Origin of the sequence: Thalassotalea eurytherma, from assembly GCF_030161415.1 — a bacterium.
Taxonomy (GTDB): Bacteria; Pseudomonadota; Gammaproteobacteria; order Enterobacterales; family Alteromonadaceae; genus Thalassotalea_G; species Thalassotalea_G eurytherma.
Window position 1 is genome coordinate 153,600 of the sequence record NZ_BSSU01000010.1, and the last position, 23,563, is coordinate 177,162.

The following is a 23,563-nucleotide window of genomic DNA, read 5'->3' on the forward strand; positions in this document are numbered from 1 at the left end:
TTGAAAATTTAAACGCACAAAAACAACAAGTTAAAATAGATAAAAGCAAATTAAAACTAAAGTATTAGTTCTAATTTGATAAAAAGGTTTGTATAAAAAGGATGATTAGCACTATAGTGAGTATGAAGATGACTTATAAATTATTAGAAAAACATTTTTATTATGAATATATCTAAAATTGATTTAAACCTACTTATTTACCTAGACGTTTTATTGCGAGAGAAAAACGTTACCAAGGCTGCTAGCCAGTTAAATATTACACAACCGGCAATGAGTAATGGTTTAAAGCGCCTACGCAATTTGTTTAACGACCCTATTTTAGTGCGAACGTCTGACGGCATGGTCCCGACTGAGCGCGCCAGAGCGCTAGCACCAGCCATTCGTAAAATATTATTGGAACTAGAAGAAGCATTACAAGGCGAAGAAGAATTCAACGAGCAACACTCTCAACGTGTCTTTCGCATCATGGCAAGTGATTATGCAGCTTCAACATTGCTGCCTGCTTTATTAAAAAAGATCAACAAAAAAGCGCCGAATATCACGATCGATATTATGACGCCTAGTGATGTGACATTCCACGATGTTGAAGCGGGTAAAATAGATATGGCAATAAACCGCTTTGATGAATTGCCGCAATCTTTTCACCAAAAAACCATTTGGCGAGACACCTTCTCGTGTTTGCTCAGTGCGGATAATCCCGTAGTTTCTAAGTTCAATCTAAATACCTACCTATCAGCTAAGCATGTTTGGGTATCAAAGACTGGTTTTGGTGTCGGTGTTGGTATGGACCCAAAAGATGTGCAAAAACTGGGTTGGGTAGATGAGGCATTGGCTAGGTTGGGTAAAAAGCGTGACATTAAGGTATTCACACGTAATTACCATGTTGCCATGCAACTTGCGTATGAAGATGAGCTCGTTGCCACACTGCCGACAAAAGCAGCCATGCTACATAAAGATGATGCAAACTTTACCGTATTAAAGCCACCATTTGAAATCCCTGATATTGAGTTAAAAATGATCTGGAGTCCTTTGTTACACCATGATGCTAGCCATATTTGGTTCAGGCACCTGGTAATGGAAGCGGCGAATGAACAAAGCTAGCTTTTTAAACCATGCTTATAGTGCGCTCGTGATAACCGCGAGCTTAGCACTAGGCTATGGAATAAATGCTGTCTTCGACTTTTTACCTGCCGCACTTTACGGCATGTTATTACTTACCTTTGGCTTGCAAGCAGAGCTTGTTAATCCCCATAAATTACAAGCAAGTGTTGATTGGATCATTAAGCACATGGGCGTGTGTTTTGTGCCTGCCGGTGTTGGTATTATGGAACACGAAGCTTTAATCGCTGAGTTTGGCCTTGTACTTACCTTACTCGTTATTCTATCCACAATGACGTTATTACTGGTAATAGGGTTGCTTTATCAAAGGCAATTAAATAAACAAAAAGCACTCGTTGATAGGTAAAAACATGCTTGCCCACCCTATCGATTTTATTTTCTATATTTTACTTACAATCGTTACTTATCACCTGTTTGTTGTTATGCAAAACAAGCTTAAACTCATTTGGCTAAACCCGATGATGATGAGCCTACTTGTGCTCATACCTATACTTTCGTTAAACGACATTAGCTATCAACGTTACTACCAAGATACTCAAATTTTCACTCAACTACTTGAACCCGCTATCGTGGCGCTTGGCTTTGTGCTCTACCAACAACTCCATACCATCAAAGGTCACTTGAAAGGTATTTTTATTATTCTTTCGAGCGGTATTAGCCTAATCATGCTGATTAATATGATGATGACGATTTGGTTGCTTGAACGCTATGACATTGCGGTGTCTGTGTCTTTAAAATCAGTAACGACACCAATAGGGCTAGCATTAACAGAGCAACTCGGCGGTATTGCGGCCATCACCGCTGTATCTATTATTATCGCCGGCATTGTAGGTGCCATTTGGGGATTACCACTTTTAAAACGCTTTGGTATTAACGATCCGCAAGCCCAAGGCTTAGCAATTGGTTGCGCTAGTCACGCGCTAGGCACCGCAACGGTAAGTAAATTAAGCTACGAACACGGCGCATATAGTTCACTCGCGTTAGTAGTTTCAGCCGTAATTACAGCATTAATTAGCCCGCTTATTATTCCCTTCTTTAGCTAGTCATAAAATAAGTCTATAGCTATACAAGGGCTCTACTACCACTATAAATACTAATGATATGCTTGATATCACGATAGATATTGCCGACATCAGAAAAAACAACTATAACCAAAACAAAACAAAAACCAAAACAATATTCACTAAATCAATACCAACTATCATTTAGAGCAATAACTTTAAATAATGAGCACCTACCACATTCAAAAAATATAACTTTAACGTTTTAAATCAATAACTAACAAACAAACAAAAATTCACTCATTGAAGGTTGTTGGTGTTTTTGTACTGATTCTTGCGCTAGACCTACTTGCGTCGTTGCTAGATTCCTCTTACATTCACTACATATTTGTATGTAAAAGTAAAAACTTTCAGAGGTAGTTATGTCTTCTCGTATTTCTATTGCCAACTTATCGATTGATGAACAATTACATGAGTTCATTAACAACACTGTACTACCTGGCCTGCCCGTATCAGCCGAACAGTTCTGGCAAGGTTTTTCTGAAATAAACACGCAGTTCTCTCGTGAAAACCGTGAATTATTAGCAAAACGTGAATCACTGCAAAGCCAAATAGATAACTGGCATTTAGAAAACCCCACCTTTGACTTAGCAAGCTATAAGCAGTTTTTACAAGGCATTGGTTACTTGACTGCACCGGTAGACGACTTTCAAATATCAACAAGCAATGTTGACAAAGAAATTGCACAATTGGCTGGACCACAGTTGGTGGTGCCCATCATGAATGCGCGTTTTGCGTTGAACGCGGTAAATGCACGTTGGGGTAGTTTATACGACGCACTTTATGGCAGTAATATTATAGATGAAGACAATGGCGCGGAAAAAGTTGGTGGCTATAACCCGGTACGTGGCCAAAAAGTTATCGCTTATGCTAAGCAGTGGTTGAATGAATCCTTACCACTCGTTAATGCTAATCATGAAACAGTGCAACAATATAGCATTGAAAATAGCCAACTTGTATTAACACTCGTGAATGGCGAGCAAACCTTGTTAGATGACCAAACTCAGTGGCTTGGTTACACTGGCGACAAAGCAGCGCCTTCCTCATTAATTTTCCAACATAACGGTTTACATATCGAGCTTTGCTTTGATGCAACTTCTCCAATAGGGAAGTCTGATAGCGCTCATATGAGTGATATTACCCTTGAGTCAGCATTAACAACCATTATGGATTGTGAAGACTCTGTTGCTGCCGTTGATGCTGAAGATAAAGTTATTGCCTATAAAAACTGGTTAGGTTTAATGCAAGCTAACCTTACCGAGACTATAGAAAAAAGTGGATCTACATTCACACGCTCAATGAATACCGACAAAACCTTCACGACACCTTCTGATCAAACGGCAACATTAAAGGGCAGAAGCTTGATGTTCGTTCGAAATGTTGGTCACTTGATGACGAATCCAGCTATTGTTGACGATAGCGGTAATGAAGTATTTGAAGGTATTATGGATGCGATGATCACCTCATTAATCGCTATGCATGATTTACAAGGACCAGCGCAAGGTGGAAACTCAACGGAAGGTTCTATTTATATTGTAAAACCTAAAATGCATGGTCCAGACGAAGTTAACTTTGCTAATCGGTTGTTTAACGCCGTTGAAAACGTACTCGGGTTACCTCGTAATACCATTAAAATGGGTATTATGGATGAAGAGCGCAGAACCAGTGTTAACTTGAAACAATGTATCTACCAAGCCCGCGAGCGTGTGGTTTTTATCAATACAGGTTTTTTAGACAGAACGGGTGATGAGATCCATACATCGATGTTAGCAGGCCCGATGACACGTAAGAACGATATAAAGCTTACTAAGTGGATCAGTGCATACGAGCAAAACAACGTTGATATTGGGCTATCGTGCGGCTTTAGCCAACGGGCCCAAATTGGTAAAGGAATGTGGCCGGTTCCTGATGATATGGCTACCATGATGGATGTAAAAATAGGCCATCCAAAATCAGGTGCAAACACGGCTTGGGTGCCATCGCCAACGGCAGCAACATTACATGCATTGCACTATCATCAGGTAAATGTCGTTAAACAGCAGCAATTACTCTCTACGCGCACACCTATTAACCCTGACGACATGCTAAATATTCCGCTTGCTGATGATACGAGCTGGACGATACAAGAAATAGAAAGCGAACTAGATAATAATGCTCAAGGTATTTTAGGTTATGTTGTTCGCTGGATAGACCAAGGTGTAGGCTGCTCTAAAGTCCCCGATATCAATAACGTAGGGCTAATGGAAGATAGAGCTACATTGCGCATTTCTAGTCAACATATTGCTAATTGGCTAGCGCATAACATTTGTAGTAAAGAGCAGGTTCAAGCAAGCCTAGAAAAAATGGCAAAAGTTGTAGATGAGCAAAATCTACATGACCCTCACTACCAGCCTATGGCAATTAACGTCGAAAGCAGTATTGCTTTTTTAGCCGCCAGCGCTCTAATATTTGAAGGAAAAAGTCAACCTAGTGGTTACACTGAGCCTTTACTTCATCAATTTAGACAACAAAAAAAGGCAATATAAGCCACAGCTAGTAAATTAGGGAGGTTAACCTCCCTTTTATTTGCCATTAATCTTAAAATGTCGGCACTTTATCCCAATTTGGTGGTTGATGACTTAAAAGCTCCCTATAGTTATGACGTAACTAGCTTAACATTTTTGTAACAAATAACTTGTACAGTGTTTAAACTATGCAGATTCTGCCTTGGAGCAAACTATGAGTACCGTTAACAAATTTTTTCCTGCAGTGATCGTTTTTTCTTTATCTTGCCTTGCAAGCTTTTCTGTGAGTACTGCGGCTCAAGAAATTAAAAATACAATACCTTCTGCGATGGCAAACAACCAGCCAGTTAAACATGTATATCCTTCTCTAGCAGGCAAAGTATCGTTACAAGTAGAGGCATATAAGAACGTTAATGTGTCTTATTCACCGGTTATTACAAGCTCAAACCAAGAGTACATACCTACCAAGTCGCTTGTTAAAAACAAAGGTAGCAAAATATTTACGTTTTTCACCCGCTTTAATGACAACCTCCATTTATTGTTTTCGTGGTTCAAAAGTGACAATAAACCTGTCGCAAAAGAAAGCGTAAAATTACCAACGAAAACCTGTAACTAACCTGAATTAAACGGATACATTTACACGACATTTATTAACGTTTTTGCCTTGATAAAACAGCTACTATAATCGCTTTAGCTTCGGCAAAATCTGTTGAACAACACCTACCCTCACCTGTTTGTTGGTATAGCTATATCCGGGATTGCCACATGGTTTCTATTATCAAATGAATCAATAACAACAAGTCGCTAACTGCTTTGCTAGGCAGCTAGCGAATTACAAGTAAACTAATCGTTAAAAACTATAGTGCGTTGCTTTTGAAAGTAATTGTTTGGCGTCTATATTGTCAATAACACATTGTAAAACGTCTGATTTATTAAAAATAATAACTTTATCTAGTGTACGCCTATTGACCGTTTCACCGCCTCGCTTAATGACCAGGCTCACTTTTTCAGTCTTAGGTAATGCCTTTAGGCTATTACCATATGAGCATAACGAGTCACTAAACTGCGCATGTAACTGCTTGTTATATTCAACACGCTGCGCTTGCTGTTTTGCTTTTTTTTCTTTTAACGCCTTATCTTGCTTTCTATTCTTCTCAGTAAGCACTTTCTTTTGCTCTATTAAAGATTGTTTTTCTTTTTCAAGCGCTTTGATTTCTATTTTGATCTCTTTGGCTGCTTCTTTGTCTGATACAACACGTTTTTCTTGATACTTTTTATCTCTCAACTCTCGCTCTATATCTCGTAACTCGTAAGTTACGTCGCGTTGTTCATCTCTAAGTTCTCTGGCAAGCTCCCTTGCATGCTCCATGGCCTCCATCGCACTTTCATATTGATGAGTTTGCGCTTCCATCGTACGGATGACAATTTCATCGACATCAACGTCACCAATAATTTCCTGTTCAATCACAGGTGCAAACGGCGCAGGAGGAGCAGTAATAAAGGTGAAATTATCACCAGACCAATGGGTAAAGTGGCCACCTGAACTTACTGTAAAAACAACCCCCTGCCCTGCAAGGTATAAACTATCGACGTCTGAAACACGAAATTTACCGTTATTTTCTATTTCATTAAGCGATGTTTTAAATATGTTATTCATAATATTTAATTGCTTGTGCATGGCATCCATATCAACGCCAGCATGACTCACATTAGTTATAAGAAGCGTAGCTAATACACTAAAATATTTTTTCATCATCGTCTCCCATACGCTATAAACGTGTGTTGATTAAACTTGCTTTTTGAAACTTCACCGCTTGTTCAAGCTGTTGAAGTTGAATATTTTGTCGACTTTGTTGCTCAGCGAGTTGATCATTAAAATGTAAAAACACATCGCTAATATCTTGTTGTCGTTCTGTTCTCGCACTATCAAGTAAATAGGTAGCGAGTTTTAAATTGCTTTGGTTTTGCTGCTCTTGCATCTGCATCACAAACTGTGCAAGTTTCAACTCATTGTCGGATTGATACTGCTTTAACCGCTCTTCAACAATGGCTTCGACTGCCACCGGCGATATCGCCTTATTGTTGTCACCAAGCGCTATCGTGATTCCTTGTTCTGAGCTTTGAATATTCACATTCAATACGACCATGCATATCGCAACAATCGAGAAACTCATTGATAACCAAGGTAAAAAGCTAAACTCTCGGGTGGCGTTACTTTTTGCTTGCCCTAATACTTTCCCTTTGTCCCAATGAGGCACTTCCAATGTGTTCATCTCGCTTCTCATGCCATCTAATTGCTCTGCAGTTTGTTGGCGTGCTTGGCTATAGTCATCACTATCATGACGACATTCCAATAGCGGGTTATTAACCTCATGATCACTATGTTTCATAATCCACCTCGAGTGTTAATTTCAGCTTATCTAGCGCGCTATAAACTCTAGACTTCACTGTGTTAGTTGAGATCCCTAACTGTGACGCAATCTCATCAAACGTAAATTGTTGAAAAAACTTCATCTCGACAACAAGCTTTTGGTTGACGGGAAGTTGCTGCATCGCTACGAATAGCCGCTGAGATTTGAAATCATCGAAAAGTGCCTCTACGTGACAATCGTCCACTGCTCGGTTATCTAACGCTGGGCTTTCATCTAACGACAACGTTGGTTTTTTCCGACGGTAATATTCAATACACCGGTAATGTGCAATTTTAAACAGCCAGCCCTTAAATGGGCTTTCGCCTCGAAAGCTTGCCAAATTTCGATAAACAGCAATAAAAATATCCTGCATCAAATCAAGCGCGTCATCTTGATGGCTAACCATACGCAAGGCGTAGTGATATATCGGCTTTTCATACCTTTTCACTAACGTATTCCATGCCCGTGACTTGCCCTTTAGCGCATGTTTTATAAGTGTGTTATCACTTCGCTCAAACACTTAAGTTCCTATTTTTATTTTCTTTAATATACAAGTGGCTTACTCGTAGCAAAAAGTTTGAAAATATTTTAATTATTTTTCAGATAAACAATCGGAGACGACTTGTCCCAGCTTTAAAAAGGTAGATTGACGCAAAGAAGTATCACGCCAAAGCATACCAATTTCGCGATACATATCATCTGGTAAGCGTTTAATCGACAAGCCCTGTCTAATGCCAATGCCTTGATCAACCGCCATTTTAGGAAGAAACGTAAAACCATGATGAAAGGCTGTCATCTCAACAAGAGTAGCCAAGCTTGACGATGAGAATTTGTGGATACGACTTTGATCACCTAATTGACAAGCTGACAAAGCATGCTCAGTTAAGCAGTGCTCTTTACTCAAAAGAAAAACGCTAGCTTCAGGCACTTGCTGGTAGTCTTGCGTCTTTAGGAACTGTTCTACTAGCGCATCATCGCCAGCAATATAAAAAGGGTCTTTGCCTAACACTTTTGTTCTGAAGTTATGGCCATCGATCGGTAACGCAAGTAAAGCAATATCAATACTGCCGTCTGCGAGCTTAAGCAATAGGTTTTCAGTCGTATCCTCGATAAAAAACAATTCGAGATCAGGTAATTCGTCCTGACATGACAAACTGAAATCACTTAAGAGATATGGCGCGATGGTGGGAATACAGCCGATAGACACAGTGCCACAACCGACTTGCCCTTGATATTGGGCAAACTGTTTCAACTCTTTAGCTTGTACAATGAGTTGCTGCGCTTTACTCACAACTTCTTCACCTGTCACGGTAAAGCTAAAGGTTTTATGGTCACGTTCTAGTAATTGGCAGTTAAGTTGCTCTTCGAGTTTTAAAATCGCGCTACTTAGCGTTGATTGACTAATAAAGCAGGCTTTAGCTGCTCGATGAAAATGCTGATGCTGATGCAAGGCAACGAGGTAAGATAAGTGCTTAAGGCTTGGCAATTCCATAATCTATAAAACCTATCAAAATTGATGAATTAATCAATTATAGATTAAAGCTTTATATAACAACAAATTATAAATCTATCAATTTAATACATAGTTAAAAATAATCCAAAAAGTTGTTGATAATTGGTTGACCAATTAAGTATATTGGGAACGCGTTGTACCAATAAGTCGTAAGGTAAATAGAATGGTAAGAGCATCAGCAAGACATATCTTAGTTGATTCAGAAGCACAAAGTATCGAATTAAAAGCAAACATCGAGAATGGTGAAGACTTCGCAGAAGTTGCAAAAAAGCATTCTCAGTGTCCATCTAAAATGCAAGGCGGAGCTTTAGGGTCGTTTGGCAAAGGTCAGATGGTAAAAGAGTTTGAAGACGTCGTTTTTAGTAGTCCATTAAACCAAGTTCAAGGACCTGTAAAAACGCAATTCGGTTATCACTTAATTGAAGTTACGGCTCGTAGCGAGTAAATCCAGTGAAATTTTGATAAAAAAAAGCCAATCTTACGATTGGCTTTTTTATTTCTGCTAATGCTTAGCTAAAGTAACTAGTCAGCATCCAGAAGAAGATAATCGACATACCAGCACCCGCTGGTAAGGTAATAACCCAAGATATTACGATATTTCGCACGACACCTAGGTTAATCGCAGCAATACCGCGTGCCATACCTACACCTAACACTGCACCTACAAGCGTTTGAGTAGTAGATATAGGTAAACCAGTACCAGAGGCAATAACTACAGTACATGCAGCAGCTAATTCAGCAGCAAAACCACGGCTAGGCGTTAGGTGAGTAATACCTTTACCTATAGTTGCCATTACACGATGACCAAATAGCGCAAGACCGGCAACAATACCTAAACCGCCAAGTGGTAATATCCACCAAGCTAATGCTGTTTTCTTAGCAATTTCACCATTGTTAGACACGATACCTTCAACGGCAGCCAATGGACCAATCGCATTAGCGACGTCATTTGAGCCATGTGCAAACGCCATACAACAAGCTGTTACAACCATTAAGATAGCAAACACTTTCTCTACGTTCGCATAGTGGTGCTTCTTCTCAGCTGACTCATCAAACTTGATACGAGCAATAAACACTTTACCGATTAACGCAACAACTAATGCAACGATAACTGCCCACATATAACCTTCAGCCGTACCTAGCTCTAAACCAACGTGCTTAAGACCTTTTTTAATCGTCACTAATGATAAGACAAAACCCGCCATAAACATGTAAACAGGTACATAACGTCGTGCTTGTTTATATGGGTTTTCAGTGTCAAAAATTAACTTTTGCGCACTATTAAAAATAATGAAGGCAATAATACCTGAAATAAGAGGCGTAACTACCCAGCTACCTACAATACCACCAACTTTTGCCCATTCAACCGTATCTGTGCTTACACCAATTGCCGCGAAGCCAATTATTGCACCAACAATTGAGTGTGTTGTAGATACAGGCCAGCCTAGTGCTGAAGCAATTAATAACCACGTTGCAGCAGCAAACAATGCTGAAATCATACCAAAGACTAATAACTCTGGTGTATTGGCAAAGTAGCTTGCATCAATGATCCCTTTACGAATCGTTGAAGTAACCTCACCACCAGCAAGGTATGCACCTGCAAATTCAAAAATCATAGCAATAATAATTGCTTGCTTAATCGTTAAAGCTTTCGAGCCAACTGACGTACCCATAGCATTAGCTACGTCATTAGCACCAATACCCCATGCCATGAAAAATCCGACAAGAGCAGCAAGGATGACTAACGTGTCACCGTAATTTGAGATAATTTCCATTGTTAAACCTATTTTCTAGCTAACATGATTTCAAGGCGAGCACCTACACGCTCAGCTAAATCGGCAAGATCACCAACCCACTCGATGATTTGATATAAAAAAATCACATCAACTGGGTTTAATTCTGTCTCAAGTGCTAATAAATCAGCACGTAATTCAATTTGCATGGAATCAGTATCATCTTCGATCACATCTAATTGATTAATCATTTTTTCAACGATCTCAACTTCACGACCTTTGAAACCAGTTTCTAACAAATCATCTAATTCATTAATTGCATCAGCAGCTTTTTCTGTTGCATCTAAACAACGGCCTAAATAGGCATTGAACTTAACTTTCAATGTTGCTGGTACTTCTAATTCTCGACCAATAACACGACCAGCAATGTCTTTTGCGCGGTTCGCAATTTTGTCTTGTTGTGTTAATAGTTCTAATAAATCAGCGCGATCAACCGGCATAAACAAACCACCAGGCAAATCTAAGCGAATTTGACGTTTAATTGCATCCGCTTCTTTTTCAAGTTTTGAAATTTCAGCACGTTCTTTTTCAGCCAAATCCCAATTTTGTTCTTCAACAGCTGCAAAAAAAGGCACTAATCGACGACCACATTTAGTCGCAACACGAATGTGCTTTTCTAACGGTTTAATTGGTGATTTTGCAAAAACACCAAGAATTGAATTTCCAGACATACAGTTTCCTATAGACAAATGTCTTAGTTTTTCTTCGGCGCGGATATTACCTGATATTGTGCATGTTGCAAGCATAAAACACATAAAATCGCGCCATGTAAAACCCTAATGTTCGTTTATTAACCAATAAATAAAACACCATAAGGTAAAAAATGCAATGCATAATTAACCTTATGGTGTTTAAAAAACTTTAACAGTGCTAAAAAATAAACTTACATGTCATCAGGAGAGGTATGGCGAACAACCTTACCTTTGACAAAGTATATAATATATTCACAGACGTTTTGACAACGATCGCCAATACGCTCAATCGCACGTGCCGACCAAATAACTGACATTACCGATGGAATAGAACGTGGATCTTCCATCATGTAAGTCATTAACTGGCGCATTAATGCATCGTAATTACGATCAATATTTTTATCTGCTTTATGAAGCTCGATAGCAGCATCTACGTCCATACGAGTGAAAGCATCAAGGGTTTGTTGAAGTAATTGTAATACTGCACGCCCCAGATTATCTAAATTCATTAGCAAGTCTTGCTGCTTTGAATCAAAACTTTCTAAAGCTACCTGTGCGATTTTTTCAGCTTCGTCACCAATGCGCTCTAAGTCAGCAATGGTTTTGATAACAGCCATAATTAAACGTAAATCACCTGCAGCAGGCTGACGCTTCGCAATTATGCGTGTACATTCGTCGTCAATGCTTACTTCTAGGTTATTTATTTTGTAATCACTTGCTAATACTTTTTGCGCAAGCTCTTTATCATTTTCATACACAGCTTTTAGTGAGTCACTTAGTTGTTTTTCAACTAAACCGCCCATGTGCATCACATGATTAATAACGTTTTCTAAATCTTCATTAAATTGGCCCGAAATATGTCGACCAATATTTAAATTATCCATAGGTACCATTTCCTTTCCCCCTATTAACCGTAACGACCAGTAATGTAGTCTTCGGTTTTCTTTTTAGACGGCGTCGTAAACAACGTATTTGTGTCGCTGTACTCAATTAAATCGCCCATGTACATAAACGCTGTTTGATCTGATACACGCGCCGCCTGTTGCATGTTGTGCGTGACAATCACTACGGTAAACTGTTTCTTTAAATCGTTAATCAATTCTTCAATGGTTAACGTTGAAATTGGATCAAGTGCTGACGTTGGCTCATCAAGAAGTAAGACTTCTGGTTGAATCGCAATTGCACGAGCGATAACAAGACGTTGTTGCTGACCACCTGATAAACCAAGTGCACTATCGTGCAAACGATCTTTTACTTCGTTCCACAATGCAGCACTACGTAAAGAGCGCTCACAAGCTTCATCAAGCACACGACGATTGTTTTCACCCATAATACGTAGGCCATACACTACATTTTCATAAATGGTCTTAGGAAACGGATTAGGGCGTTGGAACACCATACCAACTTTACGACGTAACATTGCAACATCAACATGTTTATTATAGATGTTTTCGCCGTGTAAGTTGATTTCACCATCAATACGACAGATATCAACAAGATCATTCATGCGGTTAATACAACGTAAAAGCGTTGATTTACCACAACCACTTGGGCCGATAAACGCGGTTACTTGCCCTTTAGGAATGGCCATAGAAATATTTTGTAAGGCTTGTTTCTCACCGTAGTAAAGATTCAAGTTCTTAATGTCTAAGGCCTTTTGTTCGTCCGATAAATTATTAAGGTCTAATTTATCTTGCTCATTTGAAATCAAATCTGGATTTACTGAAATCATAATAACTCTTTCTTTTTGCTAATTCGCAATTTTAAACTTGATACCACTAGCGCCTTAGTGCTCTAGTGCTCGGTATTTTTCTCTTAAACGGTTACGAATCGAAACCGCTGTCATATTCAATGAAACAATAATCGTTACTAGTAATAGTGCTGTTGCATATACTAATGGACGTGCTGCTTCTACGTTCGGGCTTTGGAAACCAACATCATAAATGTGGAAACCTAAATGCATGAACTTTCTATCTAAGTGCAAGAATGGGAAGTTGCCATCTAACGGTAATGTTGGCGCCATTTTCACAACACCTACTAACATTAGTGGTGCTACTTCACCCGCTGCACGAGCTATCGCTAAAATAATACCTGTCATAATTGCAGGGCTAGCGATAGGAATAATGATTCGCCATAAGGTTTCAGCTTTAGTAGCACCTAACGCTAATGAGCCGTGACGCATCGACGCTGGAATACGTGCTAAACCTTCTTCTGTTGAAACAATAACAACAGGTAACGTTAGAATCGCTAAGGTAAGTGCTGACCATAATACACCTGGCGTACCAAACGTTGGGCTTGGTAATGTTTCTGGGTAGAACAATTGGTCGAGACTACCACCTACCATATAAACGAAGAAACCTAAGCCGAATACACCGTATACGATTGATGGTACACCCGCTAAGTTAATCACAGCGATGCGAATAAACTTGGTTAACGCGTTCTTGCCTGCATATTCATGTAGGTAAATAGCGGCAACTACACCCAATGGCGCTACGATTACCGTCATTAACAATACCATTAGCACGGTACCGAAAATTGCTGGAAAGACACCACCTTCAGTGTTTGCTTCGCGAGGATCGTCGAATAAGAAACCTAATAAGTGCTTAAAGAACGTACCAATTTTATCGATAAAGCTTAACTTATTGCTATACGTTACGTTTAGAATGGTTTCAAAGTTTATTTCAACTTTCTCTCCACCCATCGCACGCAACACTAACTTGTCTCGTGCAACCTTATCGCGCAATGCCATTAGGTTCTTTTCAAGCTCAGCATATTCAGCATTTAACGCTAACGTTTGACTTGCGATATCCTGTTCAACGTCAGCAGTATAAGTACCATCTAATTGATGTTTACGTATTTTGAGACGTAAGCGCTCTAATTGATAGTTAATCGCACCAATATCAACCTTTTGTAATTCGCGAATCTCTTCTTGAAAATCATTTACACGGGTTAATAGTGTGTCTAGTTGCTCAAGTGAAACAACTTTACCATCTAAAACAACTTCTTCAATGTAACCATAAAAGTTACCATTAGAGCGTCGTTCAATAACAACTAACTCTTCAGGCTGTGAATGTTTTACAACCTGTGGTACCAACAACCAGCGAAAGTCTAAGCTTACTAATTCACGGTTACCCGTTTTAACCAATAAGCGCTCAATGGTTTCTTGACCTGGTTTTAGATCAAGTTTTACCTTGTTTAATTGCTTAACAGGGATACGCTCACGGTCATACACTTCACCGATAACCGTAGACGCTTTGCCAAACTCATCAACTAATTCAAACTGGTGAATTTCCGAAGGCCAAAAGTATGATAAACCGCGAGACGCAATTAACCATAAGAGACCTAGTACTGAGATTAAACTCAGAGTAACACCAGCTGCAGACATCCAAACCCATGGAGAGCCTGATTTAAACCAATTATTCATGATAATAAAAATTCCTTACCAACGGCCCTATAACGAGCTGTATTTTTCTCTGAGGCGTTGACGAACAAACTCAGCAACTGTGTTAAAGATAAAGGTAAATATAAATAGTACGAATGCCGCTAAAAATAGAATTCGATAGTGAGAACTACCCACTTCCGATTCTGGCATCTCTACTGCAATGTTTGCAGATAACGTACGCATACCCTGGAAAATACTCCAATCAACAACCGGCGTATTACCCGTTGCCATTAATACGATCATCGTTTCACCCACTGCGCGGCCTAAGCCCATCATGACCGCAGAAAAAATACCTGGGCTTGCAGTTAATAGGACAACTTTAACAAGCGTTTGCCATTGCGTTGCGCCAAGTGCTAGTGAACCACTCGTTAAGTGCTTAGGTACTGAGAAAATCGCATCTTCAGCCATAGAGAAAATAGTAGGAATAACAGCAAAGCCCATAGCAATGCCGACAACTAGCGCATTACGTTGGTCAAAGTCGATACCTAAATCATTTGTAATGTATTGACGCATATCGCCGCCAAAATAAAACTCTTCAACTAAAGGTGATAAACCAAATGCTGCAAGTGCCGCTAGAATGATAATTGGCAACAACATGATAGGCGCCCAAGCTTCTGGTAAACGACCTTTCCACTTACGCGGTAGACGGTACCATGCATAGGCAGCAAAGAATGTACTCAGCGGTAGGAACAGCAGTAATAACGCGACCGCTGGTAAATAGTCTTCAATGATTGGTGCTAACCATAAGCCCGCCAAGAAGCCTAAAATTACTGTTGGTAAAGCTTCCATTAACTCGATAGTCGGTTTGACTTTTTTACGCAATACTGGAGGCATGAAATAAGCAGTATAGATAGCTGCTGCTAATGCAACAGGAACAGCAAACAACATGGCATAAAGCGCCGCCTTCATCGTACCAAATGAAATAGGTACTAATGAAAATTTAGCTTCAAAATCGTCAGAACCTGACGTTGATTGCCAAATGTAATCTGGCTCAGGGTAACCTTCGTACCAAACTTCCTGCCACAATGCAGACCAAGTAACTTCTGGATGTTCGTTCGATACAGAAAATAATTTCGCTTGACCTTCACTCACCATCATAATGCCATCAGCACGTGGAGCGATTGCAAAAACAGATGGCATATTATCAATCAATTGACCACGCCATAAGTCAGCTGCTGACGTTGTATAAAACACGCCCATCTCACCTTTTGGTGTAAACGTGTAGAAACTCTTACGGAACTGTTCAGTATGAATTTTACTTACCGGTTCTTGGTCACTTACCTTGAAGCGTCGAATTTCTTGAAAAGCACGCCCGTTCTCGCCAGCCACTTCAAACCACTGACTTACAACACCATGGCTAGAACCAAATAAAATTGAGCTACCGCCAGATAATAGCGCAACAGAGGTTAGCTCTGCTTCATTTGAAAATGGCGTAAATTGTGCTTTTTGTGGCACTGAATATTCATCATCTAATTCATAGATAGTAATATCATTGCCACTGCGAACAACGGCCATACCTAAATCAGGCGTAATTGCTACATCGTCAACCTGTGTTAGCTGAGCGTCAATTGTTTGATATACCGCTTCATATTCCCAGTCGTAACTGAAATCATCTTCAGCAACTAATGTGGTTTTAATTAAGCGACCATCTTCAGTAAAGCCTACGAATAATGCTCGTTCATCATCCATTGCAAACGCTAATTTTGTTAATGCTTGTTCTTCCTCATCAACAATGATTGCCTCCTCACCTAATGGATAGTCAACACGTGGTGCGATATCACGACCTTCAGGTAAGTACTTAGCAGTAAATTTAGCAGTAACTACTTTTACTTGGTTTTGTGAGTCAACAACGACAACCTGATGATTATTTCCATGAGCTACCAATGAAATAGCTGCGTCGTCTTGGATAACACGTTGATTATCAATCAAGCTACCCTGTTCACGAAAAGCACTTGTGGATAGCTGATAGAAATTGACCTGTCCTTGCTCAGTAATTTCGTAAGCTACTTCCTTCAACTCATCAAGACCAGTAACAACTGCTGGCGATTGATTAGATAAAGTTACAGAAGATACAGACTCAATGTGAGCTGATTCAAAAACCGGCTTTATCACATAGAGAAGGTACATAAATATTAAAATGAGAGTGAACAATACACTTACACCACCTAACGTGATGAGGTACTGCGCTAACTTATTTTTCAACTGACGGAAGTCTGTTGATTTCGACAATGTCGCCACTTAAACAACCTATAATCTGGGGCTAATTTAACTTGGGGCGAAGTATAAGACAGAAATGTGACAGTTTTGTGACAGACTGAAACAATTCGAAAACAACTTCAAGAACAACCAAATAAACAAACCATTAAATATCAGAAAGTTACGTCAAAACCTGACTATTTAGTTAATTATCACAATCCATATATTGTTAGTAATCACCTGATATTGTTGCCTTTTTATTAACGAGATATTATTTAAGACTCTGGGCGATATAACAGTGAAAAGCGAATAAATGGTGCGCCATCGATATCATTATCCATTGATAAGCTGCTTTCACTAAAAGATACTGCACCGAAACCACTATGACCAATCATAAATTCACCCCAAAAGCTATTGTGTAGCCGATGTTCATAAGCCAAGCCTAAATTTACTTGACCGAAATCAACATCAACCGCTTGTGACGAGAAGTTATTTTCATCAGGTAGTTGCCACTCAGCGCCATTAACAAAGCCACCTAATTTAATGACATTGTTTTGAGTAGGTGCATAAGCGATAGCAGGCCAAGGCATAACGCCGCCAATACTCCACTCTTTGTTAATAAACCAATCAAAGCCAATATATGGCAGAACTATTCGTTCATCTATTGTGTTGTACGTAATTGCCCCCCAGTAACTATGAAAGCGTGCAGAGTGACGATAACGACCTACAGCTCCCATAATACTCTCACTTGGCTGATTAAAATCGTGATCTCCTCTCATGCCTCGATAACCATAATAAAAAGCACCTACTTGCCAATCAATATTCGGTTGAGCGACAACCGCAGCTAATAATCCTACTGTATCAATTCGATAACTATCGTATGCGGTTTTTACGTGATTAGACTCTAGCGTTTCTCCAATAATGATCATGTACTTTTTATCAACATAAACAGGCAAGCCAAAACCTTGAGCAAAGTTTTTATAGTTGAACTGGCAATTGATGTCATCTACACAATGATTTTCCAAAGTAATGTCATCTTGGTCGGTATATTGAAGATAGCCAATGGGGATAAAAGGAATATTGGAAATATTTCGGTCAAAGATAAAGTCACTTTGCATGATTTTACTAATCAACAAATCACCGACTGCAAAACTCTTTGCACAGAAAACAGCACTACTTAGCACCACCAGCGCAGACCACGTCCTTATTATACTCATCGTTAGTTTTATTCGCCTATTGAAAAAGAAGGTAACGGATAATAACAATTCATCACAATTGTTTCGTAACAATTATAGGTAAACCGTTATAAATTCGTTAATAATCTTAGTACAAAAAACATCCACTAACAGCAACAATATATTATTGGAGTTAATGTGAGTAAAATTAGAATTGTCCTCAACGGAAAAAAAGCCATTATTGATGAGGTTAGAGAAGCTATATTTACCTCAAGAGCCTATGGCGAGGTAGAGGTTAGAGTGACCTTTGAAGGTGGTGATGCTGCTCGGTTTGTGGACGAAGCCATTGCAGATGGATGCACTCGTATTGTTGCTGCTGGTGGTGACGGTACAGTCAACGAACTGACCAACGCATTGATGAAAAGCAAAGCAACTACGAAGCCTGAATTAGCCATTATGCCATTAGGCACAGCAAATGACTTTGCAACGGCCTGCCAAATTCCTAGCGACCTCCTTAAAGCACTAAAACTTGCAATTATTGGTAGAAGCTTCCCCGTTGATAGCGTTCAAGCCGGCGATGACTATTTTATTAATGTGGCCAGTTGTGGTTTTGGTGCCCAAGTCACAACAAATACACCTGTTGCCTTAAAAAACTTCATTGGTGGTGGTGCCTATACCATTTCAGGACTTGTTCAAGCCCTCAAGTTTGAGCCTTATGAAGGGACTTTTAACATTTCAGGGCAGGAAGCCAACCGCAGTATTATTGTGGCAGCTGTATGCAACGGTAAACAAGCGGGAGGCGGACAAGAACTTGCGCCATTTGCGTATATCGACGACGGTTTGATGGATATTGTTTCTTTTAGCCAGTTTGCCAGAGACGATTTACAACAGGTAATTGCCGAATTACGCGACCCGACTATAAAGGGCAAGTTTATTGAACGCGTGCAGGCAGAATCTGCCAGTTGGCAATCTCCTGCTGCGATCCCAATCAATTTAGATGGTGAGCCAATTCGTACCAATAATATTGATTTTAAAGTTCACGCTAAATCGATTAATTTGGTACTGCCAGATGATTGTCCTTTATTGCTCAAGAACAAGCATTAAATAAAGGATTACGTAGATAACGGTTGCTTACGCTGACAGTAACAACCTTGCGCCTGATGATTAATTAATTGGGCATTAAAACCTTGCTGATAATTTTTCATCACTAAGCCGATCGTATTGGTAGATTGATTACAAAAAGCGCCCTGCGCGTAAGGTCCAAAGTACATAAGTTCATTCTCCTCACCTAATACCAGTGTTGCAGGTGTTGAGGTAATGAAGTCAGGTGCGTTGTCTAAAGATAAATTAATCGTCACAACGTCATATAAATCAGACTCGGCTTGCTTATTTAGGCTTTTAACATGCTTTTCGCTATAAGTGTTGCAACGGCACTCATTGTCTACAAAGTGGTAAATAACCCCTTTAGATTGAGCATTCTTTGTACCTAAACTAGCTATCGCCATCGAAGAAATATCTTGGGCAGACAAACTGAGTAAAACACGTTCAGGATCAAAAACAACAAGGCGCTGAGCCGTAAAGTAGTAGCCAGCGTAGCCAACACCAGCTAACCAAAGCACAACAATAGCCAAGTGCATGACACCTGGCTTTGTTGAGCTACTTGAAGCTTTCCACTGTTTTAACCAATGCATGAGTTGAAGTCTCTACGTGTTGTGTACTTTCAGACATACATGCTACTTTTTCTAAATCATTGTGCATGGTTTTTCGTAAATTCTCGCTACTTTGAGCAATACCTTGTGTCGTTGTTGCTTGTTGCTCTACAGCTGTTGCTACACTGGTTGCCACAGTATTAGACATAGCGACAAGCTCTGATGCTTGCTCAATTTTCACATTCGCTTCTCGTGTTGCATCATTAATTTTATCGACAGAATTCATACAGTTTTCCATCGATTTTGTAGAGCCGCTTGAATAGGTTACAAGCAGCTGTAAGGTATCATTAATTTTATCAGTGCTTTCTTTCGTTCTATTGGCTAATGTTCTTACTTCATCGGCAACAACGGCGAAACCTCTACCTTGTTCACCAGCGCGTGCCGCTTCGATTGCTGCGTTCAATGCCAGCAGGTTGGTTTGATCAGCAATACTGGAAATTTCAGATAACACGTTAGTAATACTGTCGACAGAGTTAGCTAGCTCTGCAATTTCATCACTCGTTGATTGTAATGCCTGAATAAGTTGGTTATTCATTTCCACCATCGAGCTCATGTTATTCGCACTGTCTTGAGTATGTTGGTTGGCATCTGCCATTTGTGAGCTCAAATTAACAGTATCTTCAGCAATTGACGCAACAGTTACTGCCATTTGCTCGGCTGACGAAGCTATCGCGTGAATTTCATCTTCTTTAATTTGTGCGGAAACTTCGATTTCGTCTTTACTACTTACCAGCTGTTCCGTGCTTTCTTTTAACTGAATCGATTGTTCTTTTACGTCACTCACCACGTTATCAATTAATGCTAAGAATCGATTAAAGCCAGCTAAAATTTCACTGTCTTGTTGTTCAACCCTCAATTTAAGATCAATGGCATCTGGGTTTTGATTGAGCTTCTCGGTTACATCACTGAGCTCTTGCCCGACCAATCCTTCCTCGTAAATAGTTTTTGCAATAAAACCACAGATAACGGCTTCAACAATTGCATATACCGCATGAACAATTACAGTGCCAAATGTTAAGTTATGTATTTCAAAGACATAAACACCGTAACCGTTTGATTGCATAAAATAGAAACTAAGGTGATGAACTGCGATTAAACCAATCGCCGACACGAAAACGCGCCAATCTCGATACATGGTTAATAGTGCTAAGCCAATAAATAGCTCAAAATGCACTTCGATTAAGCCGTTCATTTGATGAATATGCAAACAGGCAAACACAATAATAGCTAAAGCAACTACATGCCTTGTTAATGCTTCATCAGGCATTTTCATTGTGAAATATATACCGATTGCCAGTGTTGGCAAACCAACAACAAACGCTTCTATATATGTACCATGCACCATGGCCATAGCAATTGTTTCTATAAACAAAGCGACTAGCAAATACAAAAATAGCTTATTGGTTTTATTCATTATTCTTACCACCTCTTATTATTGCTAATTTAAGCGTAGCTCATAATTTAAGTTTCTCGCCATATTCATCAGAATAATGCCACCATGACAAACCATCAATCTAAAAAAGCTATCACGACAATCTAAACAATCAATTTTAACAATTACAAAAAATTCTCTACTATTAATCCCGTAAACACAAACACAGTTTTTAAAACAAAAATTTTCGGAGATTTAGAATGACTACTTCATTAATCAACACAACTATTCAACCATTTACAGCAACAGCTTTTCACAACGGTGAATTTGTCGATGTTTCAGAGCAAGACGTACTAGGTAAATGGGCAGTTATTATGTTTTACCCTGCTGACTTCACCTTTGTATGTCCAACGGAATTAGAAGATATGGCAGATCACTATGCACAACTACAAGAGATGGGCGTTGAAGTTTACTCAGTATCAACTGACACTCACTTTACTCACAAAGCTTGGCACGATACGTCTGACACAATTGGTAAAATTAACTTCCCAATGATTGGTGATCCAACAGGCCGTATTTCTCGCAACTTCGGCGTAATGATTGAAGAAGACGGTTTAGCACTTCGTGGTACGTTTGTCATTAACCCAGAAGGTCAAATCAAAGTAAGCGAAGTACACGATTTAGGTATCGGCCGTAGCGCAAGCGAACTAGTACGTAAAGTACAAGCAGCACAATACGTTGCCGCTCACGACGGTGAAGTATGTCCAGCTAAATGGACGCCAGGTGAAGAAACATTAGCACCTTCTTTAGATTTAGTAGGCAAAATCTAAACCTGAGTTATCTCGTTTCTACCAACTATATAGAGAGTTTCAGATTCAGTGCATCGTTAACAACTCTTCTATATAGCTTGGTTTCCTGGCTTGGTGTGCCTTTCATACTTCCACCAAGCCTTTTTTCTCAAACTGATCAAATGTTAATGTCTCATTAAAGATGAGGCGTGAGGAACTTATTATGTTAAATTCTCAAATTATCGAACAATTAAAAACTTACCTAAAAAACTTAACTAATCAAGTCACCTTAACCGTCTCGATTGACGACAGTGACAAATCTAAAGAGTTAGACCAATTAGCATCGACCATTGCATCATTGTCACCGCTGATTACATTAAATTATGAGCAAGGCACTCGCTCGCCTTCATTAACCATAAGTGGTGTGTCTGGTGCTAAAATGTGCTTTGCTGGTATTCCACTTGGCCACGAATTTACCTCGTTAGTATTAGCACTATTACATTCAGGTGGTCACCCAATTAAATTAGAGCAAGACGTTATTGAACAAGTAAAACAGCTTGACGGTCACTTTGCCTTTGAAACCTATGTGTCATTGAGCTGTCAGAACTGTCCTGACGTTGTTCAGGCATTAAATATGCTCGCTGCATTAAACCCAAATATTGTTCACACCATGATTGACGGTGCACTATTTGAAAAAGAAGTAAATGATAGAAGCATCATGGCCGTACCAAGCGTTTACCTAAACGGTGAACTCTTTTCTCAAGGCCGCATTAGCTTGCCTGATGTTTTGAAAAAAATTGACAGTGGCACTGAAGAAAAACGTGCTCAGCAAATGAATCAAAAAGACCCGTTTGATGTACTTGTTGTAGGTGGTGGCCCAGCTGGTGCTTCAGCAGCGATTTACGCGGCTCGTAAAGGCATCAAAACAGGCTTAGTTGCTGATCGATTTGGCGGTCAAGTCATGGATACTATCGGTATCGAAAACTTTATTTCGGTTAAGAAAACAGAAGGACCTAAACTGGTAGCGAGTCTTGAAGAGCATGTTAAAGATTATGATGTAGATATCATGACAGGCAACTTAGCCGTAAACGTTGAGCAAAACGATTACTTTAACCTAACGTTAGACAACGGCGCTACATTGCAAAGCAAAAGCTTGATATTAGCTACAGGCGCTCGCTGGAGACAAATGAATGTGCCTGGCGAACAAGAATATCGTGGTAAAGGCGTTGCGTACTGCCCACACTGTGATGGCCCGCTATTCAAAGGGAAGTCTGTAGCTGTTATCGGTGGTGGTAACTCAGGTATTGAAGCGGCAATTGATTTAGCAGGTTTTGTTAACCATGTCACCGTACTGGAGTTTGATAACAAACTTCGCGCCGACCAAGTACTGCAAGACAAAGCGGCAAGCATGGGCAATATCACGATCATCAAAAGTGCAATGACGACACAAGTACTTGGTGACGGTAATAAAGTAACAGGTTTACGTTATACCGATAGAACCACAGAACAAAGTCACGACATTGAATTGGCAGGTATTTTTGTTCAAATCGGCTTGGTTCCAAATAGCGAATGGTTAAGAGATTACATTGAACTTACACCACGCGGTGAAATTATCACAGATAAACAAGGCAATACTTCAGTACCTGGTATTTTCGCTGCAGGCGATGTAACAGACTCACCTTATAAGCAAATAATTATTGCGATGGGTGACGGTGCTAACGCCAGCCTTGGTGCATTTGATTACTTAATTAGACAAGTACCAAACGTTGAAGAGAAAGTTGCGTAAGC

The 23,563-nt window shown here is 39.7% G+C and carries 22 protein-coding genes; 9 read left to right on the forward strand and 13 right to left on the reverse strand.

Annotation, left to right across the window (positions count from 1 at the left end):
- Positions 1 to 162 precede the first annotated feature (162 nt).
- The 5 genes from QQK02_RS11115 (at position 163) to QQK02_RS11135 (ending at position 5,300) form a co-directional block, all read left to right on the forward strand.
- Positions 163 to 1,101, forward strand: coding sequence for a LysR family transcriptional regulator (locus QQK02_RS11115; RefSeq protein WP_284208097.1), 939 nt, complete (start codon positions 163 to 165; stop codon positions 1,099 to 1,101).
- The gene (locus tag QQK02_RS11120; RefSeq protein ID WP_284208098.1) at positions 1,088 to 1,465 is read left to right on the forward strand and encodes a CidA/LrgA family protein; all 378 of its coding nucleotides are present in this window, start codon (positions 1,088 to 1,090) and stop codon (positions 1,463 to 1,465) included. The genes QQK02_RS11115 and QQK02_RS11120 overlap by 14 nt, the downstream gene beginning before the upstream one ends.
- Before the next feature lie 4 nt (positions 1,466 to 1,469).
- On the forward strand, positions 1,470 to 2,162 hold the full coding sequence (locus tag QQK02_RS11125; protein WP_284208099.1) for an LrgB family protein: 693 nt from the start codon (positions 1,470 to 1,472) through the stop codon (positions 2,160 to 2,162).
- Between the two features lie 380 nt (positions 2,163 to 2,542).
- A complete protein-coding gene (locus QQK02_RS11130; protein ID WP_284208100.1) occupies positions 2,543 to 4,705 on the forward strand; it encodes a malate synthase G in 2,163 nt (720 codons plus the stop codon).
- Positions 4,706 to 4,898: 193 nt separating this feature from the next.
- Positions 4,899 to 5,300 (forward strand): hypothetical protein, encoded by a 402-nt coding sequence (locus QQK02_RS11135; protein WP_284208101.1) that lies wholly within the window; start codon positions 4,899 to 4,901, stop codon positions 5,298 to 5,300.
- Positions 5,301 to 5,534: 234 nt separating this feature from the next.
- Here QQK02_RS11135 and QQK02_RS11140 read toward each other — a convergent pair whose 3' ends face one another.
- From QQK02_RS11140 to QQK02_RS11155, 4 genes are all read right to left on the reverse strand, one after another.
- Positions 5,535 to 6,440 carry a hypothetical protein gene (locus tag QQK02_RS11140; protein ID WP_284208102.1) on the reverse strand — a complete coding sequence of 302 codons (906 nt, stop codon included), beginning with the start codon at positions 6,438 to 6,440 and terminating at the stop codon, positions 5,535 to 5,537.
- A 13-nt stretch (positions 6,441 to 6,453) separates the two neighbouring features.
- Positions 6,454 to 7,074: a hypothetical protein gene (locus tag QQK02_RS11145; protein WP_284208103.1), complete on the reverse strand. Its 621-nt coding sequence runs from the start codon at positions 7,072 to 7,074 to the stop codon at positions 6,454 to 6,456.
- Positions 7,064 to 7,615, reverse strand: a complete 552-nt coding sequence (locus QQK02_RS11150; protein WP_284208104.1) for an RNA polymerase sigma factor — start codon at positions 7,613 to 7,615, stop codon at positions 7,064 to 7,066. The genes QQK02_RS11145 and QQK02_RS11150 overlap by 11 nt, the downstream gene beginning before the upstream one ends.
- Positions 7,616 to 7,687: 72 nt before the next feature.
- Positions 7,688 to 8,587 carry a hydrogen peroxide-inducible genes activator gene (locus QQK02_RS11155; RefSeq protein ID WP_284208105.1) on the reverse strand — a complete coding sequence of 300 codons (900 nt, stop codon included), beginning with the start codon at positions 8,585 to 8,587 and terminating at the stop codon, positions 7,688 to 7,690.
- 184 nt (positions 8,588 to 8,771) lie between these two features.
- On the opposite strand from QQK02_RS11155, the gene QQK02_RS11160 reads away from it, so the two are divergent.
- A complete protein-coding gene (locus QQK02_RS11160) occupies positions 8,772 to 9,053 on the forward strand; it encodes a peptidylprolyl isomerase (RefSeq protein WP_284208106.1) in 282 nt (93 codons plus the stop codon).
- A gap of 64 nt (positions 9,054 to 9,117) precedes the next feature.
- Here QQK02_RS11160 and QQK02_RS11165 read toward each other — a convergent pair whose 3' ends face one another.
- From QQK02_RS11165 to QQK02_RS11195, 7 genes are all read right to left on the reverse strand, one after another.
- A complete protein-coding gene (locus QQK02_RS11165; RefSeq protein ID WP_284208107.1) occupies positions 9,118 to 10,383 on the reverse strand; it encodes an inorganic phosphate transporter in 1,266 nt (421 codons plus the stop codon).
- An 8-nt stretch (positions 10,384 to 10,391) separates the two neighbouring features.
- Positions 10,392 to 11,072: a TIGR00153 family protein gene (locus QQK02_RS11170; protein ID WP_284208108.1), complete on the reverse strand. Its 681-nt coding sequence runs from the start codon at positions 11,070 to 11,072 to the stop codon at positions 10,392 to 10,394.
- Positions 11,073 to 11,284: 212 nt separating this feature from the next.
- Positions 11,285 to 11,977, reverse strand: a complete 693-nt coding sequence (gene phoU, locus QQK02_RS11175; protein WP_284208109.1) for a phosphate signaling complex protein PhoU — start codon at positions 11,975 to 11,977, stop codon at positions 11,285 to 11,287.
- 23 nt (positions 11,978 to 12,000) lie between these two features.
- A complete protein-coding gene (pstB, locus tag QQK02_RS11180) occupies positions 12,001 to 12,825 on the reverse strand; it encodes a phosphate ABC transporter ATP-binding protein PstB (RefSeq protein WP_284208110.1) in 825 nt (274 codons plus the stop codon).
- Positions 12,826 to 12,879: 54 nt separating this feature from the next.
- Positions 12,880 to 14,520: a phosphate ABC transporter permease PstA gene (gene pstA / locus QQK02_RS11185; protein ID WP_284208154.1), complete on the reverse strand. Its 1,641-nt coding sequence runs from the start codon at positions 14,518 to 14,520 to the stop codon at positions 12,880 to 12,882.
- 24 nt (positions 14,521 to 14,544) lie between these two features.
- On the reverse strand, positions 14,545 to 16,773 hold the full coding sequence (locus tag QQK02_RS11190) for an ABC transporter permease subunit (RefSeq protein ID WP_284208111.1): 2,229 nt from the start codon (positions 16,771 to 16,773) through the stop codon (positions 14,545 to 14,547).
- Between the two features lie 233 nt (positions 16,774 to 17,006).
- Positions 17,007 to 17,948: a hypothetical protein gene (locus QQK02_RS11195; protein WP_284208112.1), complete on the reverse strand. Its 942-nt coding sequence runs from the start codon at positions 17,946 to 17,948 to the stop codon at positions 17,007 to 17,009.
- Between the two features lie 156 nt (positions 17,949 to 18,104).
- Here QQK02_RS11195 and yegS point away from each other — a divergent pair, with 156 nt between their 5' ends.
- Complete coding sequence (gene yegS, locus QQK02_RS11200; RefSeq protein WP_284208114.1) at positions 18,105 to 19,010, forward strand: lipid kinase YegS; 906 nt, start codon at positions 18,105 to 18,107, stop codon at positions 19,008 to 19,010.
- Between the two features lie 8 nt (positions 19,011 to 19,018).
- Here yegS and QQK02_RS11205 read toward each other — a convergent pair whose 3' ends face one another.
- Together QQK02_RS11205 and QQK02_RS11210 are read right to left on the reverse strand one after the other, a co-directional pair.
- A complete protein-coding gene (locus tag QQK02_RS11205) occupies positions 19,019 to 19,597 on the reverse strand; it encodes a DUF6436 domain-containing protein (protein WP_284208116.1) in 579 nt (192 codons plus the stop codon).
- Complete coding sequence (locus tag QQK02_RS11210) at positions 19,563 to 21,029, reverse strand: methyl-accepting chemotaxis protein (protein ID WP_284208117.1); 1,467 nt, start codon at positions 21,027 to 21,029, stop codon at positions 19,563 to 19,565. The genes QQK02_RS11205 and QQK02_RS11210 overlap by 35 nt, the downstream gene beginning before the upstream one ends.
- 218 nt (positions 21,030 to 21,247) lie before the next feature.
- On the opposite strand from QQK02_RS11210, the gene ahpC reads away from it, so the two are divergent.
- Entirely contained in the window at positions 21,248 to 21,817 is a 570-nt protein-coding gene (ahpC, locus tag QQK02_RS11215) for an alkyl hydroperoxide reductase subunit C (RefSeq protein WP_284208118.1), read from the forward strand.
- 181 nt (positions 21,818 to 21,998) lie between these two features.
- Positions 21,999 to 23,561, forward strand: a complete 1,563-nt coding sequence (ahpF, locus tag QQK02_RS11220; protein WP_284208119.1) for an alkyl hydroperoxide reductase subunit F — start codon at positions 21,999 to 22,001, stop codon at positions 23,559 to 23,561.
- Positions 23,562 to 23,563: the final 2 nt, after the last annotated feature.